The organism is Streptomyces sp. NPDC037271 (assembly GCF_055603605.1).
On record NZ_JBVJVN010000021.1, the window covers coordinates 36901 to 53267 of the forward strand.

The 16367-nt window shown below is 71.3% G+C and carries 13 protein-coding genes; 6 read left to right on the forward strand and 7 right to left on the reverse strand.

Going from position 1 to position 16367, the window contains the following annotated elements; translation table 11 throughout:
* Nucleotides 1–107: 107 nt before the first annotated feature.
* The 3 genes from ACZ7G3_RS27610 to ACZ7G3_RS27620 all read right to left on the reverse strand — a co-directional run bounded on the left by ACZ7G3_RS27610 (nucleotide 108) and on the right by ACZ7G3_RS27620 (nucleotide 5787).
* Nucleotides 108–3116: a 3-keto-alpha-glucoside-1,2-lyase-like domain-containing protein gene (locus ACZ7G3_RS27610; protein ID WP_470928659.1), complete on the reverse strand. Its 3009-nt coding sequence runs from the start codon at nucleotides 3114–3116 to the stop codon at nucleotides 108–110.
* Between the two features lie 204 nt (nucleotides 3117–3320).
* A complete protein-coding gene (locus ACZ7G3_RS27615) occupies nucleotides 3321–4718 on the reverse strand; it encodes a DEAD/DEAH box helicase (RefSeq protein WP_470928660.1) in 1398 nt (465 codons plus the stop codon).
* 265 nt (nucleotides 4719–4983) lie between these two features.
* Nucleotides 4984–5787, reverse strand: coding sequence for an SDR family NAD(P)-dependent oxidoreductase (locus ACZ7G3_RS27620; protein ID WP_426601406.1), 804 nt, complete (start codon nucleotides 5785–5787; stop codon nucleotides 4984–4986).
* A 278-nt stretch (nucleotides 5788–6065) separates the two neighbouring features.
* Between ACZ7G3_RS27620 and ACZ7G3_RS27625 the strand changes: the two genes are divergently transcribed.
* The gene (locus tag ACZ7G3_RS27625) at nucleotides 6066–6905 is read left to right on the forward strand and encodes an SDR family oxidoreductase (RefSeq protein ID WP_426601407.1); all 840 of its coding nucleotides are present in this window, start codon (nucleotides 6066–6068) and stop codon (nucleotides 6903–6905) included.
* 11 nt (nucleotides 6906–6916) lie between these two features.
* On the forward strand, nucleotides 6917–7978 hold the full coding sequence (locus ACZ7G3_RS27630) for a type I phosphomannose isomerase catalytic subunit (RefSeq protein WP_470928661.1): 1062 nt from the start codon (nucleotides 6917–6919) through the stop codon (nucleotides 7976–7978).
* A gap of 13 nt (nucleotides 7979–7991) precedes the next feature.
* Here ACZ7G3_RS27630 and ACZ7G3_RS27635 read toward each other — a convergent pair whose 3' ends face one another.
* Nucleotides 7992–8951, reverse strand: a complete 960-nt coding sequence (locus tag ACZ7G3_RS27635) for an alpha/beta hydrolase family protein (protein ID WP_470928662.1) — start codon at nucleotides 8949–8951, stop codon at nucleotides 7992–7994.
* A 242-nt stretch (nucleotides 8952–9193) separates the two neighbouring features.
* Nucleotides 9194–9604, reverse strand: a complete 411-nt coding sequence (locus tag ACZ7G3_RS27640) for a PGPGW domain-containing protein (RefSeq protein WP_470928663.1) — start codon at nucleotides 9602–9604, stop codon at nucleotides 9194–9196.
* A 273-nt stretch (nucleotides 9605–9877) separates the two neighbouring features.
* On the opposite strand from ACZ7G3_RS27640, the gene ACZ7G3_RS27645 reads away from it, so the two are divergent.
* From ACZ7G3_RS27645 to ACZ7G3_RS27655, 3 genes are all read left to right on the forward strand, one after another.
* A complete protein-coding gene (locus ACZ7G3_RS27645; protein WP_470928664.1) occupies nucleotides 9878–10579 on the forward strand; it encodes a bleomycin resistance protein in 702 nt (233 codons plus the stop codon).
* Between the two features lie 188 nt (nucleotides 10580–10767).
* Complete coding sequence (locus tag ACZ7G3_RS27650) at nucleotides 10768–12633, forward strand: CocE/NonD family hydrolase (protein ID WP_470928665.1); 1866 nt, start codon at nucleotides 10768–10770, stop codon at nucleotides 12631–12633.
* 91 nt (nucleotides 12634–12724) lie between these two features.
* Nucleotides 12725–12967, forward strand: coding sequence for a DUF5302 domain-containing protein (locus ACZ7G3_RS27655; RefSeq protein WP_470928666.1), 243 nt, complete (start codon nucleotides 12725–12727; stop codon nucleotides 12965–12967).
* A gap of 67 nt (nucleotides 12968–13034) precedes the next feature.
* On the opposite strand, the gene ACZ7G3_RS27660 is transcribed toward ACZ7G3_RS27655, so the two are convergent.
* Both ACZ7G3_RS27660 and ACZ7G3_RS27665 read right to left on the reverse strand, forming a co-directional pair.
* On the reverse strand, nucleotides 13035–13799 hold the full coding sequence (locus tag ACZ7G3_RS27660) for an ABC transporter permease (RefSeq protein ID WP_470928667.1): 765 nt from the start codon (nucleotides 13797–13799) through the stop codon (nucleotides 13035–13037).
* A 26-nt stretch (nucleotides 13800–13825) separates the two neighbouring features.
* Complete coding sequence (locus ACZ7G3_RS27665) at nucleotides 13826–14773, reverse strand: methionyl-tRNA formyltransferase (protein WP_470928668.1); 948 nt, start codon at nucleotides 14771–14773, stop codon at nucleotides 13826–13828.
* A 235-nt stretch (nucleotides 14774–15008) separates the two neighbouring features.
* Here ACZ7G3_RS27665 and ACZ7G3_RS27670 point away from each other — a divergent pair, with 235 nt between their 5' ends.
* Nucleotides 15009–16364, forward strand: a complete 1356-nt coding sequence (locus ACZ7G3_RS27670; RefSeq protein ID WP_470928669.1) for a lysine N(6)-hydroxylase/L-ornithine N(5)-oxygenase family protein — start codon at nucleotides 15009–15011, stop codon at nucleotides 16362–16364.
* The last annotated feature ends 3 nt before the right edge of the window (nucleotides 16365–16367 follow it).

Here is a 16367-nt window from a genome sequence, read left to right on the forward strand (position 1 = left end):
ACCCCCCCCCCCCCCCCCCCCCCCCCCCCCCCCCCCCCCCCCCCCCCCCCCACCCACCACCCCCCCCCCCCCCCCCCCCCCCCCCCCCCCCCCCCCCACGGCTGCGGTCAGCTCAGCGGTTCCACCCGGATGTTGCGGAACCGGACCTTGTTCCCGTGGTCCTGCAAGCGGATCGCCCCGGCGGCCGGCGTCTCGGCCCTGCCCGACGCGGTGGGCCCGTCGAGGACGAGGTCGTCGTGGACCTTCTCGCCGTTCCACACCACCGTCACCCGGGCGTCGGCGGTCTTGCGGCCGCTGTCGTCGTAGCGGGCCGCGCGGAAGACGACGTCGTACGTCTGCCATGTTTCCGGCGCCGCCGCCGCGTTGGTGTCGGGCGCCTTCTTCAGATAGATCGCGCCGGCCTCGTCGGTGGCCGGCGAGGTGTCACCGTAGGAGTCGAGGATCTGCAGCTCGTAGCGGTCCTGGAGGAAGATGCCGCTGTTGCCGCGGTCCTGTCCGGTCACGTCCGGCGGCAGCAGCGGGACGCGGTACTCGACGTGCAGCCTGAAGTCCTGGTAGGCCTCCTTGGTGCGGATGTCACCGCAGCACACCTCCATCGACCTCTCCTCGGCGAGCGGCCATGCCACGCGCCGTCCGTCCGTGTGCTGCCACTGCTCCTGCGAGGCGGCGGTGCCGTCGAAGAGCGCGACGCGGGCACCGTGCGGGCGCACGGTGATCAGGTCGAGGTTGACATGGCCGGTGTCGCCCGGGTCGTACCGGTAGGAGACGGTGTTGTGGCCGGCGCGCAGTCTCAGGCGTTCGGTCCGCGTGGACCAGGAGTCCCAGTCCCCGGTGGAGGCGAGTTCGGTCTGCCGCACCTTCTTCCCGTTGGCGTACAGGGAAAGGGACTTGGTGCCCTCGAACGGGTGCGGTCCGTTGGAGTACCGCAGGCCCACGTCGTAGGTGCCCGATTTCGGGACCGTCACGTCGAACGTCGTGGCGGCCTTGCCCTCGGTGTCGTACCGGTCGACGAATCCGCTGCCGGAGTAGCCGGCGTGGTCGGTGTCGATACCGGCCGTGCCCGTCAGACGCGCCTCCTCGGCCTCGTAGAGGGTGGCGGGCGGCGGCTGCTTGCCGGGCATCTCGTTGAGTGTGTACCAGGCCTCGGTGCTCCACAGCGTCTCGCCGGTCGCCGAGGTGAAGGGGCGGGGGGAGCGCACGTGCACCACGCGCTCCGGCTGGAGGCCGTCCAGCCTCAGCCGGACGGTCCGGCCGTCCTTGGAGAGCGTCGCCGAGCGCACGGACAGCTCCTCCTCGGCGATCTTCGGGCCGCCGTAGTCGGCGGTCGGCGTGTAGTGCCACTGCTCGACCTGGTAACGCTCGGCGAGTTCGGCGGCGGTCTCCTCGGACACCGGTTGGGTGTACGTCAGGTCGAAGCCGCCCGGCACGGCCCGCATCTTCTGGATGTCGAAGGTGTTGCCGCCGTTCGGCGTCAGCTTCTGCAGACCGAACTTGAGCTTGCCCTCCTGGCCCCAGTTGCCGTCGGCGCCCAGACCACCGGCGTAGATCGCTCCGTCGGGGCCGAGGGTGATGCGGTTGACGCCTGCCTCCAGGCCCTGGGTGTAGCGGAAGACGGCGCCCTGGTACTGGCCCTTCACCTTCTCCAGGTAGGCGCGCTGCAGGCCGCCGTAGGTGACGTCGCCGATCAGCATCTGGCCCGCGAACCTGCCCTTGTTCAGGTACAGCGGGGTGGAGGGCGAGTTGCCGATCTCGTTCTGGGGCAGCCACAGCACCGGTTCGGTGACCGGGGAGTCCTCGAAGGGGCCGGCGGGCTCGGTGTAGTGGTTGAAGAAGCGGTCCTGTTTGATCTGGACGAGCTTCGAGGAGGGCAGCCAGCCGCCCTGGTTGTCGGTGGCGAAGAGACTGCCGCCGGGGCCCCAGCCGATGCCGTTGGGGGTGCGCAGTCCACCCGCGACCGGACTGATCCTGCCCGTCCTCTTGCTGATCTTGTACGTGGTTCCGCGGTTCGGCGCGGGCTGCGGAGTGGTGGTCGCGCCGCCGAGGTCGATGGCGACGGACAGGTTCACGTAGAAGTAGCCGTCGCGGTAGAGCAGGCCGAACGCGAACTCGTGGAAGTTTCCTCCGTACGGCCAGGTCGCGACCGTGCGGTACTCGTCGGTCACGTCGTCGTCGTTCAGGTCGACCAGCCGCGTCAGTTCGTGCTTCTGCGAGACGTAGAGCGAGCCGTCGACGTACTTGATGCCCATGGGTTCGCGCAGCCCGCTCGCCACCTTCTCGACGGTGACCTTGTCGCGGCTGGTCGCGCCGGTGACGTTGCCGAGCAGGTACACCTCTCCGGCAACGTTGTCGGAGCCGCCCCAGGTACTGATGGCGAGGCGGCCGTCGGGCAGCCAGTCCATGCCGGTGACCTGCGGTTCGAACCCGTCGGGGCGCAGGTCGGTGAGGGTCAGGTCGGGGCGTACGGAGGTCAGCGGCAGGCCGTCGCCGGGGGTGTCGCCGCCCGCCTCGCACTCCTTGCGGCCCGGTGCCGTCACCCGCACGACCCCGGCGTCGGTGCTCAGCGCCTCGCGGGGCACCACGGTGAACTCGCTCTCGCCCGGGGGTATCCAGGAGAGTTGCAGCTGCTGTCCGCCGCCCCGGTCGAAGTGCTCGATGCGCAGCGGGTGCGCTCCCGCGGTGAGGTCGACCGTGCCGTCCTTCGGCTCCGCGCCGTGCAGCCCGTCGTGGTCGATCACCGTGGCGCCGTCGAGGCTCAGCCGTGAGCCGTCGTCGCTGGTGAGCCGGAACACGTAGGTGCCGTCACGTGGCGCGACCAGGTACCCGGAGGCCTCCGAGACGAAGTTGTCGGCGATCCCGCCGAAGTCGGCGGTGGTGGACCAGTCGACCGTCGGCATGAGTGTGTCGTGGTTGGGGGTCTGGCCCGGCTTGAGGGTGCACAGCTCGTTCAGCGGTGTCTGGACGTCGAACACGCGCAGGGTGACTCCGGGCTCCTGCGGAGGGATGTCCGCGGGGGCGGCCGAGGACGCCGGGGCGGCCAGGACGCCGCCGATGGAGACGGCCGATGTCAGCAGGAGAATGAGGTGTCTTCGGGCACGCCTGAACAGGCGTTGGCGCATTGGTCCTCCAGGGCGTGGGGACCGGACCGTGCCGGAAATCGCTCCGGTCTCGTGCGGTGGGACTGCACTTCCGCCGCCAAGGTAGGAGACTTCCGCTTGACATGTCCATACTTTGTCATCGACGTGTTCAAAGTTCTCGGATCCCGCCCGCGCCCGGTTCTGGGACCCCGCCCGCCCCGCCCGCTCCCGCCGGTCCGCCCCGGGTCAGCGACCCTTGCGTACCCGGGCCGCCGCGCGGGCCTCCGCCGCCTTGCGGGCCTCGGCGGTCTTGCGGGACTCCTTCGCGGGGCGGCCCGAGCGGGCGCCGAGGCCGCGGAAGGGCGCGTTGCCGCCGCTGGTCTTCGAGCCGGCCGGCGGACGCTTCGCACCGGTGAGGGTGGTCAGCGTCTGTTCGCCGGAGCGCACGGGGGTGACGGTGGGCCGGATCCCGGCGTCGGACATCATCCGGTTCACCTCGCGCCGCTGGTCGGGAGTGACCAGGGTGACCACACTCCCGGACTCGCCGGCGCGCGCCGTACGCCCGCCGCGGTGCAGGTAGTCCTTGGCGTCGGACGGCGGATCGACGTTGACGACGAGATCGAGCGCGTCGACGTGGATGCCCCGGGCCGCGACGTTGGTGGCCACCAGCACGGTGACCTTGCCCTCCACGAACTGGGCGAGCGTGTGCGTGCGCTGCGGCTGCGACTTCCCGCTGTGCAGGGCGGCGGCCCGCACGCCGCTGGCCCGCAGGTGCCGGGTGAACCGGTCGACCCCGGCCTTGGTGTCCAGGAACATCAGCACCCGGCCGTCCCGGGCGGCGATCTCGGTCGCGGTCGCGTACTTGTCGGCGGGGTGAATGGTCAGGACGTGGTGTTCCATCGTGGTGACCGAGCCCGACGCCGGGTCGACCGATGCGACGACCGGGTCGTGCAGATGGCTCCGCACCAGCTGGTCGACGTCGCGGTCGAGCGTGGCCGAGAACAGCAGCCGCTGCCCGTCGGCGGGCACCTGGTCCAGGATGCCCGTGACCTGCGGCAGGAAACCCAGGTCGCACATCTGGTCCGCCTCGTCCAGCACCGTGATCCGCACGTCGTTCAGGTGGCAGTCACGTCGCGACACCAGGTCGGCCAGCCGGCCCGGCGTCGCGACGACCACGTCGGCGCCGCTCCGCAGCTGCGCCGCCTGCCGGTTGATGGCCAGTCCGCCGACCACCGTCGCCAGTCGCACGCCGAGCGTCTGCGCGTACGGCGCCAGCGCGTCGCTCACCTGCTGTGCGAGTTCCCGCGTCGACACCAGGACCAGCGCGAGCGGCCGTTTCGGCTCGGCCCGCCGGCCGGCGGTCCTGACCAGCAGGGCGAGCCCGAAAGCCAGCGTCTTGCCGGAGCCGGTCCGCGCCCGGCCCAGGACGTCACGGCCGGCCAGCGCGTCGGGCAGGGTCGCCGCCTGGACGGGGAAGGGCTCCGTCACCCCGAGGCCGGTCATCGTCTTCAGCAGCGCGGACGGCAGCCCGAGCGCCTCGAAGGACGCGGCCGCCGGGTGGTCCGCCGGCTCGGCCGGCGTTGTCGTTCGCTGGGATGTGCCGGTCCGGGAGACACCGGGGGGCGGCGACGGCTGCGCGTTCATGGGGAACCTTCCTGATCAGGCGCCCGGAACGCGCCCGGGCCCGTACCCATCGGTACGGACCCGGGCGCCTCAAAGCGTGACCCCAGTTTACCAGCGGGTACCGGAGGCCCGGCCGGTCCGCCAAGACCTCACGCGAGGCACTCCCGCGCGTGGACCGCAGACGCACAGACGCACAGACGCACAGACGCACAGTGGTACAGGCGTACAGGCGTACAGGCGTACAGGCGTACAGGCGCGGCCTTCGCGGCGGCACATGCGGATCCGGTCAGCTCCCGCCCCGGCGGGCCGCCGCGCGGATCGCGCGTTCGGCCTCGGCGAGGCCGGCGACCGGGGCCGGGTCCGCGAGCCCCGGCACACACACCACCTGGCCGGCGTCCAGAGCGGCCAGCGAGGCCTCGACCACGTGGTCCACGGGCATTCCGCCCTCCTCGTGCACGGACTGCTCCCGGCCCTGGACCGGCTCGTCACCCCGCGACCGGTGGAACTCCGTGGCGGTCAGACCGGGGCACAGCACCTGGACGCGCAACCGGGTACCGGCGAGTTCGGCGGCGAGCGTACGTGTGAAGGTGACCACGTAACCCTTGGTACCGCCGTACACCGCGCGCTCGGGCAGCGGATCCGGCGGCAGCGACCCCGCGAAGGCCAGCTGCGAGGCCACGTTGACCAGGGTGCCGCGCCCGCGTTCCAGCATGGCCGGCACCACCGCCCGTGTCAGCGCGGTGACGGCGAGGACGTTGACGTGGAGGACCTTCGTCATGAGACCCGGTTCCAGTCCGGCGAACGGGCCGTAGCCGTTGATCCCCGCGTTGTTGAGGAGGAACCCGACGTCGTCGTCCGCCGCGCGGCGCGCCACCCGTGCCACGTCGTCGGGTTCGGACAGGTCGGCCACGACTGTCTCCACCGTCGTGGCCGTCTCCGCGCGCAGCCGCCGCGCCAGGTCGTCGAGCCGCTGCGCCCTGCGGGCCACGAGGACGGTGTCCCACCCCTGGGCGGCCAGTCGTGCGGCGTAGGCCGCGCCGATGCCCGAGGAGGCTCCCGTGACCAGGGCCGTGCCGGGTCGTGCGTTCATGGTGATGCCACCTCTCCTGTCGCCGGCCTGCGGTGCCGTGATCGTTGACAGGTACCCGGCCCATGCGTGATCACCAACCGCGCACACGACCGACAAGGCATGGAGCAGGCATGGATGAACACGGGCAGGGATGAGCAGGCGCGGGCAGACACGGGCAGGGGCGGCCAGGCATGGAACCACCCCCATGCGGCTACACGGACACCGGTCCCGGCGTCACCGCGGCCCGGCGGTGACCGTCCGCGGACAGCCCTCACGCACCTCGACGGCAGGAGTTCCAAGTGAGCCAGCCCGCACAGCAGCAGACGCCCCCCGGAGACACCGACCGGATGCGGCCCCGGCCGGACCACGGTGAGGAGAGCTACCGGGGATCGGGCCGCCTGTCGGGGAAGGCGGCAGTGATCACCGGCGCCGACAGCGGCATCGGGCGGGCGGTCGCCATCGCCTTCGCCCGCGAGGGCGCCGACGTACTGATCTCCTACCTCGACGAACACGACGACGCCCGCGAGACCGCGCGGTGGGTCGAGGAAGCCGGGCGCAAGGCGGTCCTGGTCCCCGGCGACCTCGCGGACCCGGAGCACTGCCGGGCGGTGGTGCGTACGGCCGTGGACACGTTCGGCCGCATCGACGTACTGGTCCCCAACGCGGCCTACCAGATGACCCGCGAGTCGCTCGAGGACATCCCGGACGAGGAGTGGGACCACACCCTCGCGGTGAATCTCAGCGCACTGTTCCACCTCTCCAAGGCCGCCGTGCCGCACATGCCGTCGGGCGGCTCGATCATCGCCACCACCTCGGTCAACTCCGACTCCCCGCCGCCGCAACTCCTGCCCTACGACGTCACGAAGGCCGGGATCGCCAACTTCGCCGGCGCGGCGGCCCAGCTGCTGGCGGGGAAGGGCATCCGGGTCAACAGCGTCGCGCCGGGCCCGATCTGGACCCCGCTGATCCCGTCGACCATGCCGGCCGGGCAGGTGGAGAGCTTCGGCCGGGACGTCCCGATGGGCCGGCCGGGGCAGCCCGCCGAGGTGGCGCCGGTGTACGTCCTGCTGGCCTCCGACGAGAGCAGCTACGTCTCCGGGGCCCGGGTCGCGGTCACCGGAGGCCGGCCGATCCTGTGACGAGGCCGGACGTGGACTGGTACCCGCTGCGGCTGACCACGCCCGTCAAGCAGCACGTCTTCGGCGGCCGGGCCATCGCCGACCGCCTCGGACGCCAAGGGCTTCCCGCCGGACGGATCGCCGAGACCTGGGAGGTCAGCGACGTCGACGGCGACGGGGCGCGGGTGCGGGAGGGGGCACTGGCCGGCACCTCCCTGCGGGAGCTGGCCCTCGCACACCCGCGAAGCCTCGTGGGGCGGGACTGGCGTGGCCCGCGCTTTCCGCTCCTGACGAAGTTCATCGACGCCGCCGCCCCGCTGCCGGTGCACCTCCACCCGGACGACGAGGCCGCACGCGAGCGGGGTGAGCCCAACGGCAAGACCGAGGCCTGGCACGTCCTCGAGGCCGAACCGGGTGCCACCGCGCTGGTGGGCGTACGGCCGGGTGTAGGGAGGGAGCGGTTGCGGCAGGCCCTGCTGGAGCAGGACTTCGACGCCGCACTGCGACGTCTGCCCGTGCGTGCCGGGCAGACGCTGTACGTCCCGGCCGGCACCGTGCACAGTTTCGGCCCGGGCACACTCGTCTACGAGATCGAACAGACCTCGGACCTCCAGGAACACGCCATGCCGCACCGTATGGAGGACGGGAGCGCCCTCGGCGACGAGCAGTGGCACGCCAACATCGACGCCCTGCTGAAGCAGTGGAAAGCGGATCCACGGCCGGAGTTCGTTCCCGGTCTGCGCCTTCCGGCCCACGAAGACGCTCAGCGGGTGATCCTGTGTGCGGGCCCCTGCTTCGCCCTCGAACGGTGGCAGGTGCGGGCCCATGCCGTGCTGGAGCACTCGTACACGACCGCCCTCGTGGTCAGCAACGCGGGCGCGCCGGCCTCCTTCACCTGCGGTACGTGCACGGAGGGGCTGGGCCGTGCGGAGACGGTACTGCTGCCCGCGGCGCTCGGCCGGGTACGGCTGCACGGGCCCGCCGACGTCCTGGTCGGCCACGTCCCCGACCTGGAGGCGGACATCCGCCGGCCCCTGGCCTCGGCCGGTTACGGACCGGCCGTCGTCTCGGCCCTCGGGGAGGGCCTCGGCTGAGGCCGGCGGCGGCCTACTTGGACTCGACCCGTCCGAACGGGTTCGGTCCGGCCGTGAGCTCGTCACGCGCCGCCTGCCAGGAGGGGTCCCCGGGATACAGCTCGCTGCGCAGGTAGGCGCAGGTGAGCCGCTGGACCGCGGCCACCCGCTCGGGATTCTCGTCCGTGGTCTCGGCGACGTCGTAGCCGGCGACCCCGCCGAGCCCGTGCTCCGCGTCGAACAGGGTGAGCAGGGACTTGGGGCCGGGGGCGAGGACGTACGGATCGGCGTGCCACTCCGCCCCGCGGACCGTCAGGTGGGCGGAGTCGTCCTTGTCGCCGGCGACCACGAGCGCGGGCGTCGTCATCTGGGAGAAGTCGGTGGTCAGCAGGAAGGAGAAGTTCTCGGCGGCGGACTCGCTGAGGGCGTCGCCGCCCCGGCCGGGCGCGGCGAGCAGGACGCCCGCCTTGATCCGGGGGTCGGCCAGGTTCGCTTCCGTTCCGTCGTCCGGATCGGTGAGCCGGGCGCCCAGCAGCAGGCTCGCGGTGTGGCCGCCCATCGAGTGCCCGGCCACGGCGACCCTGCTGCGGTCCAGGCGTCCGAGAAGCTGCGGGACGGCGGCTTCCAGTACGTCGAGCTGGTCGAGGACGCGTGTCATGTCCTCGGCCCGCGATCGCCAGAACAGCGGGGCCCCAGGTGTTCCGGGGTCCAGCCGCAGCGTCCTGGAGCTCAGGTGGGTGGGCTGGACGACGACGAAGCCGTGCGCTGCCCAGTGGTGGGCGAGGGGAGCGTAGCCGTTCAGCGAGGAGAGGTGGTTCGAGTAGCCCTGCCCGTGCGAGAGGAGGATGACCGGCAGGTCGCTCCCGGTCACGGGTGCGGAGACCCGCACCTCCAGGTCCACGGCCCGCCCCGGGGCCGGCAGTACGACCGGAGCGACCGAGAGGACGCGGGCGGGCGAGCCGGTGATGTCGGGCAGGGAGGTCGGTGCACTCATGATGCGTATGTCCGTTCGATGGCGGCGACGGCCGGTGTCGTCCGGCCGGCGGGCGGGTGGGTGCAGTGGGGCGTCCGGCTTCTGTCGAACGAAGCGGAACGTTGTCCCGTTAATATACGGAACGTTGTTCCGTTTGGTCAACGGGTGCAGGAGACCGGACTGCTCGCTGCGATCGCACGGCAGTGACCACGGGCGTCGCACACCTGGAATCGCCCGCTCGGTGCTCTCTGTGCCGACGGGGGTCAGGGCCTGCCGCGCGCCGCGTGAACCCGGCGGTGGCTCCAGACGAGCAGGGCGAACAGGATGACGCCCGAGATGATCAGGCTCGCTCCGGTGCCCCATCCGGAGTACGGCAGCTGGGGAAGCGCTCCCCACACGACACCCGCGACGATGAGGAACAGCCCCACCAGAATCGAGCCCGCGATACGCCAGGGTGAGGAGACGCTCTCCTCGGCCGCCCGCATCGCCTGTCTGCGAACGGGAGCGACGAACCGGTCCAGGGCCGGGACGGCGCGCGCCAGCAGCGCCATCCCCGCGAACACGAGCAGCAGGCCCGGTCCGGGCAGCACCAGCAGGGCGGCGCCGATCACCACCAGCACGGCGCCGAGAGCGCCGAGAACGGCTCGCCGGATCGATTCGACACTGCGCGCCATGTCGCCCCACCTTCCTGCGGTCGGCAAGAACCCTGGTTCCGTCGGCCTGCCCAACCTTAGGCAGGCATCGAGGTGCGGGCGATTCCACCCGGTCCGTCCGTCGGGCGGTCCGGCTCGGTCGCCGACGAGGGTGCCGCGCCCGCGCCCGTGGCCAGGAGGGTGCCGTACCGGAGTTCACTGCTTCCTGAGTGCGGGCTTCGGCGGGCTGCCGTCATGGCGCGTGATCTGTGCGAACTCCACCCCCCGGTAGTCAAAGTTGATTAGATTGAGGGCGTGACTGAGAAGACCATTCCGATCCTGCCGTGCCGGACCATCCAGCCCGTCCTCGACTTCTACACCGCTCTCGGCTTCGAGGTGACGTTCCGGCAGAAGAGCCCCAACCCGTACGCGGTCGTGGAACGCGGCGGCATCGAGCTGCAGTTCTTCGGGATGAGAACGCACGAGCCGGCCGAGTCGGTCAGTACGTGCTACGTCCTGACCGATGAGGTCGACGGCCTCCACGCCGCCTTCCGAGCGGGACTCAAGGCGGCCCACGGGAGGGTTCCCACGCGAGGGCTGCCGCGTATCGGGCCGCTCAAGGACATGTCGTACGGCGTGCGGCAGTTCCTCATGACCGATCCGGGCGGCAACTGCATCCGCATCGGGCAGCGCACGAGCGAGGACCGGCACCACCGGCGCGCCCCCGAGGGGACTTTCGCCCGTGCCCTGCACCACGCCTGCCTCCTCGCGGACTCGAAGGAGGATCCGGCGGGCGCCGCGAAGGTCATCGACCGGGTCCTTCACCTCGAGGACGAGCGGCCCACGCCCACCCAGTTGTTCCGCCTGCTCGTGCTGCGAGCGGACGTCGCCGGGCGTCTCGCCGACGAGGAGACCACGGCCACGGCGCTCGCCCGGGCCGCCGCGGTCCCTCTCACCGCGGAGGACCGGGAATCGGTGGCCGACGCACTCCAACGCCTCGAAGAGCTGCGGAACTGAGGGCGGCAAGCGGTCGAATCGAGAACGGCGAGGCGCCAGGCGGGCGACGGTCTGCCGACAGCCGATCAACGGTGCACGCCGAACGCCTGCGACACGTAGGGAACTTGACGCCCCATCGACGTACGAGGCCATCGCTGCTAGACCTGCACCACCTGCACCACCTGCACCCACCGTTCAAGGAGGAGCATGTGAGAGCACGTCGCGCGTCCGTCCGCACCACCTCGGCCCTCGTCGCCACCCTCGCCCTGACCGTCGGCCTCGCCGGTCCCGCCGCAGCGGCACACGACGCGGGGGCCGGGCCGGCCGCCACCGCGACCGGCCCCGTCACGCACGAGGAGAACGACCGCGTCCCGGAGGGCTCGGTCTGGACGCAGCACTACTTCCCGTCCTCGGACGGCTCCGGCACCCAACTGCACGCGGACGTCCTGCTGCCCGAGGGACTGGCCAGAGGCCAGAAGGTGCCGGTCATCCTGTCGGTAGGCCCGTACTTCGCCCACTCCGGACAGACCGGTCCGGAGGGCTGGACCCGCACCGGCCCCTCGGCCCGCTTCCAGGACTTCATCGAGGGCACCGACCTGTTCGACCAGGGCTACGCCTTCGTCATGGTGGACCTGCGCGGCTTCGGCGGCTCCACCGGCTGCCTCGACTGGGGCGGCCCCGGAGAACAGGCCGACGTCCGGGCCGCGGTCGACTGGGCCGCGAAGCAGCCGTGGTCCACCGGCGCGGTGGGCATGTACGGCAAGTCGTACGACGCCGTCACGGGCCTCATCGGCAACAACCTGGACCAGCGCGCGCTCAAGGCCGTCGTCGCCCAGGAACCCCTGTGGGACATGTACCAGTACATCTATTCCAACGGCGTGCCCCGGCCCAACGTGACCGGGACCGCCGGTGCGTACAACTCCATCGCCACGATGCCTCCGATGGCGGACGACGATCCCCGGTACCGGGCCAACGCCCGGTACGAGGAGCGCCACCCGGAGTGCCTGACCGAGAACTCGGCCGGATACCGGATATCCGACCAGCGGGACGAGCACTGGACCTCCCGCGACCTGGCCCGCATGGCCAGGGGCAGCGACACACCGCTGTTCGTCACGCAGGGCTTCATCGAGAACAACACCAAACCCGAGGAGATGGAGGAGTACCTCGACAACCACAAGGGCCCCGAACGCGGCTGGCTCGGCCAGTGGGACCACGTCCGCGGCGGCGACCGCACTCCCGACGGACGCCTCGCGATGGGCCGCGAAGGCTGGTACGACGAGACCCTGTCCTTCTACGACCAGTACCTCAAGGGCATCCGGCCGACGGTGCGTTACCCGGCCTACGCCGTCGAGGACTCCACCGGCGCCTGGCGCGCCCAGCGCACATGGCCCGTCACCGAGCGGTCGGTCACCCTTCGGCTCGGCGGCGGCTCGTACGTGGACGACGGCGGCGCGTCCGCCCGAGCGGCCCTGACCGCGACCGGCCGGCCGGCACCGCAGGCGCCCGCACGGCCGGACGGCGAGTGGGACATGGAGAACGCGCCCGCGACCGAACAGCCGGCCCCCGAGGGACTGGCCGGAGAGCTGGTGGAACGCCAGCAGGCCGGTGAGGTCACCTCCAGCTTCTTCGTGTGGTCGAAGCCCCTGAAGAAGGCCGTACGCGTCACCGGCACCCCGCAGGTCACCCTGACGGCCAAGGGCGAGGGCAACGTCATGCTCAAGCTGTACGACGTCGCCCCGGACGGCACCGCCGTCATGTTCGACGAACAGGTCTCCCTGGTGGACTCGGGCCGGCTGTCCGTCGACCTGAAGGCGACCGACTGGACGCTGGCGGCGGGGCACGTCCTGGCCGTGGAGATCGGTTCCGTCCAGACCGGCTCGTGGCGCGACACGCCCTCCGGCGAGACCGTCGAGGTGAAGGGAGCCAGGCTCCGGCTGGCCCTGGACGACCCGGCCGACGACGTGGCCACCCCCGGCGACCGCTCACCGTACCTGGACACGTACCTGCGCCAGTACACGGTGGCGCTGCCGGCCGGTCCCGGGACGTTCACGGTGGTCCCGGGCGGCCGCCGGTGACGGCCCCGGCGCACGGCGGGGCGGGGGCGGTACCCCGGGCGGCGGTCGGCATGACAAGCTGTGGTCCTGTTGTCCGAACCCAGGAGGTCCCATGACTGCAGAGTCTTCATCGCAAGCAGGTTCGGAGTCGGCCGAGGTCGAGGGCTCTGCCCTGACGCCCGACGAGGACGGCCAGTACGACCTGAAGGGCAAGTTCCGTCAGGCCCTGGAGCGCAAGCGCGGGAAGCAGGCGGAGGCCGCGGCCCTCGCCGCGCACCCCGACGCGTCGAAGATCCGCGGCGCACACGGTCCGGCCGCGAGCCAGCGGTCGTTCCGGCGCAAGAGCGGGGGCTGACGGCGCCGGAGCAGCAGTGTGTGAGGGCCCGGCGCATGACGTCCGGGCCCTCACCGGTGTCCCGACGTCACGCACCGCGTGCCTGCCTGCTGAGCTTGGCGCGCGCCACCAGCTCCAGCACGATCGCGATCGCGACGGACTCCACCGCCAGCAGCGCGACCAGTACGAACAGCTGGACCGCCCCGGCCAGCAGGGGTGAGGCTCCGCCGAGGAGCATGCCGATGAACGCGCCGGGCAGGGTGACCAGCCCCACCGTTCTGGTCTGGTCGAGTGCCGGGATCAGGGCACCGGCGGCCGACGGCCGGGCGATCTCCAGCCGCGCCTCCCGGTCCGGGAGGCCGAGGGACAACGCCGCCTCCACCTCGCCGTGCCGTGTCTCCAGCTCCTCCAGGGCACGCCGTCCGGCGAGCACCGTCGCGGTCAGCGCGCCCCCGATGAGGATGCCGGTCACGGGGATCAGCGCGATGCCCTTGACCGGGAGCAGTCCGATGGCCACGAGCAGCAGGACGACCGGGAACACGGCGAGACCGATCGGTACCGCGGCCCACCACCGGGTGCGGTTGCCGGTGATGCGGCGGCCGGCCGTCCGTGTCGCCACCGCGAACATCATGGCGACGAACGCGAAGAGCAGTGCGCGGGAGCCGAACGCCCACCGGACGACGACCGCGACCGCGGCCAGCTGGACGGTCGCCCGGAGCCCGGCGGTGACGATCGCGCGGGTGTGCCCGAGCCGGGCCGACGCCGCGACCGCCGCGCCGGCGACGAGCAGCAGGGCGAGTGCGACGCCGAGGGTCGCGTTCACCGGGAGCAGGGTCGGGGCCGACGTGATCACAGCCCCACCCTACGGCGGGGGTGCCGTCAGGGGTGGCTGGTCAAGTAGCCGCCCATGGAGGTGAAGTACTCCGTCGCGGACAGCTCCCGTCCGTCCTCCGTCCGTACCCGTGTGAGGGCGAGGCCCCGGTTGCGGCCGGTGCGGGCGTCGGCGCCGGCGACGATCACCACGCCGTCGCCCTCACGGTAGAAGACGCGGCCGGGCGTGCCGCCGTAACGGCCCTGGGACACCACGGCGGCGAGGACCTCGAGCCGCCTGCCCCGGTGGAAGGTGAAGGCGCTGGGGTAGGGCTCGGACTGGGCGCGGACCAGGCGTTCCAGGTCTTCGGCCGGCCAGCTCCAGTCGATGCGGATGTCCTCGACGGACCGCTTGTGGAAGAAGCTCGCCCGGGACCGGTCCTGCGGGGTGAACTCCGTCTGCCCGGCGGCGATGAGGGCGAGTGCGCCGGTGGTGACCGGGGCGATGAGGTCGACGGTCTTGTGGAACAGATCGGTGGCGGTGTCCGTCGGTCCGACCGGCACCGCCTCCTGCCGGACGATGTCGCCGGCGTCGAGTTCGTCGTTCATCATGTGCGCGGTGACGCCCACTTCGGTCTCCCCGTTGATCAGAGCCCAGATCAGCGGGGAGAAGCCGGCGTACTTCGGCAGCAGCGAGTCGTGGACGTTGAGCGTGCCGTGGCGCGGGAGGTTGAAGATGCGCGGGGGGATCCAGGTGCGCCAGTTGTTGGCCACGATGATGTCCGGGTCGGCCTGCTGGAGGCGTTCGAACAGCTCGTCGTCGTCGGGGCGGTTGCGGATCAGCACCGGAACGCCGTGCTCTTCGGCGAGGTCGGCGACGGAGTCGCTCCAGATCTTCTCGTACGCGTGCTCGCTCTTGGGGTGTGTCACGACCAGCACCACGTCGTGTTCGGAGTCCAGGAGGGCCTGCAGGGTGCGGTGCCCCCACGTCTGGTAACCGAACATGACGACCCGCATGGGGTTCCTCCTCGAGACAGGGGACGGCCCGGGCAAGTAAAGCAAGGCTTACCTTAGTTCACAACGGCCGCGCGTGGCACCCCAGTTGACGGCGGGGGTCGCGAACTTGCCCTATCGACAGCCTCGGGATATTAGCTTAGGCTCACCTAAGTTTCCGGCGGCCGCTCCGTCGGCATGTCCCGGTTCGGCAATCCCCCACGTTTGACAGGCGACTGTCCCGCACGATGGGAGTGACATGTCACAGGTTCTTCCTGATGACGCAACACCGGTCCACGACCTCATTGGCATCGGCTTCGGACCGTCCAATGTCGCCATGGCGATCGCGATCGGCGAGCACCACGCACGCGCAGACGGGCAGGAGACGATCACCGCTCGCTTCTTCGAGCAGCAGCCGCGCTTCGGCTGGCACCGCGGCATGCTGATCGACGACGCGACCATGCAGGTGTCCTTCCTGAAAGACCTGGTGACCCTGCGGAACCCGGCCAGCGAGTTCAGCTTCCTCTGCTACCTGCAGAGCAAGGGACGGCTGATCGACTTCATCAACCACAAGAACCTCTTCCCCCTGCGGGTGGAGTTCCACGACTACTTCGAGTGGGCCGCGGCCAAGGTCGACGACATGGTCTCCTACGGCCACGAGGTCGTCGGCGTCGCACCCGTCGGGCGTGACGGAGCCGTGCACCACCTCGAGGTGACGGTCCGCTCGGGAGAGGGACTCGAGGTTCACCGGGCCCGCAACCTCGTCATCGGCACCGGGCTGCGTCCCTTCCTGCCGGAGGGTGTGGAGCGCGGCGACCGGGTCTGGCACACCTCCGAACTGCTGGCGAAGGTCGACGGGCTGGAGGGCACCTCACCCGCTCGGTTCGTCGTCGTCGGCGCCGGCCAGAGCGCCGCGGAGAACGTCGCCTACCTGCACCGCCGCTTCCCCGGAGCCGAGGTCTGCGCCGTCTTCAGCCGCTACGGCTACAGCCCCGCGGACGACAGCGGTTTCGCCAACCGGATCTTCGACCCCGCCGCCGTCGACGACTACTTCGCCGCGCCCGCAGGCGTGAAACGCCGGCTGATGGACTACCACGGCAACACCAACTACTCCGTGGTGGACATCGACCTGATCGACGACCTGTACCGGCAGACGTACCGGGAGAAGGTCCTCGGTACCGAGCGGCTGCGCTTCCTCAACGTGTCCCGGCTCACGGACGTCAAGGAGACGCCGGACAAGGTCCGTGTCACCGTGACGTCCCTGGTCACCGGCGAGGAAACCCTCCTGGACGCGGACGTCGTGGTCTTCGCCACCGGGTATGGGCAGGCCGACCCCCTCGGTCTGCTCGGCGAGGTCGCGGAGCACTGCCTGCGTGACGACGAGGGCCGGGTCCGCGTGGAGCGCGACTACCGCGTCGCGACCGACCCCGGCCTGCACTGCGGCATCTACCTGCAGGGCGGCACGGAGCACACCCACGGCATCACGTCGTCCCTGCTGTCCAACACCGCCATCAGGGTCGGGGAAATCCTGGAATCCCTCCTCGACCGGGGGCTCAAGTCCGCGTCCGACGCGGTCCGCACGGTTGCCGACGGCACCGGCACCACCGCCCGTTAGTGT